Annotated in this window: 1 protein-coding gene; it reads left to right on the top strand. The window is 35.0% G+C overall.

The window, feature by feature from the left end; all coding sequences use genetic code 11:
• The coding region (locus ACNG5D_RS15870; RefSeq protein WP_418184510.1) for a DUF7125 family protein at positions 1-366 on the top strand (366 nt) is incomplete at both ends.

Below are 366 nucleotides of genomic sequence, written 5' to 3'. Positions count from 1 at the left end.
AGTTTCAAAACCCTTACTCATTAATGAAATTGATGCGTCTCAAGATGCAAGAATGACCACTTCCGATCAGGAATTTAATCGAGTGCTTGGTGGAGGTATAGTTCCAGGATCTTTAATATTATTAGGTGGCGAACCTGGTATTGGCAAAAGCACTCTTTTACTTCAAATAGCTTTAAAATTACCTTTTAAAACATTGTATGTTTCTGGAGAAGAAAGTCAGAAACAAATAAAAATGCGTGCCGAACGTATCAATCCAGATAGCAGTAATTGTTACATTCTAACAGAAACAAAAACACAAAATATCTTTAAACAGATTGAAGCTTTAGAGCCTGACATTGTCGTGATAGATTCAATCCAAACACTGCA

Origin of the sequence: Algibacter ulvanivorans, from assembly GCF_048381495.1 — a bacterium.
GTDB lineage: Bacteria > Bacteroidota > Bacteroidia > Flavobacteriales > Flavobacteriaceae > Algibacter_B > Algibacter_B ulvanivorans.
Note: the sequence above shows the minus strand (reverse complement) of the source record. Positions and strands in the feature narration are given on the sequence as shown.